Below are 376 nucleotides of genomic sequence, written 5' to 3' on the forward strand. Positions count from 1 at the left end.
AGATTGATCGCGGCGATGTGGGCGATGGGCATGAGGACTCCATGAGGTCGAGGGTGGGGTTCGAGGGTGTTGGGCTGGGACGTCGTCGGCGCACCGAACGGCGGCCTCGGACAGGCAATCAGGCGACGGGGAGGTACGGGTCATCGAGCAGGCTGCGGTCACCGTCGATGCCGTGGGCCAGTGCGCTGGCTACGTCCTCGAACGGGGCACCCGGCCGGATCGCACCGGCCTCGTCCAAATGACGGTGCTGCGCGTCGCTGAGCTCGACGTCGAGGGCGTCGAGATACCCCTGGAGGTGGGCCGGGGTGCGGGGTCCCACGATCGGGATCATCGAGGTCTGCGCGCGTGCCGCTCGGCCGCGCAACCAGGCCAGTGC

At 69.7% G+C, this 376-nt stretch carries 1 protein-coding gene; it reads right to left on the reverse strand.

The features are described 5' to 3' along the window. Window positions 1–118: 118 nt before the first annotated feature. A partial coding sequence (locus INT51_RS22005) for an aldo/keto reductase (protein WP_193107519.1) occupies window positions 119–376 on the reverse strand: 258 nt, incomplete at its 5' end.

Source organism: Brachybacterium sp. FME24 (genome assembly GCF_014897705.1).
In the GTDB taxonomy this organism is placed as follows: domain Bacteria; phylum Actinomycetota; class Actinomycetes; order Actinomycetales; family Dermabacteraceae; genus Brachybacterium.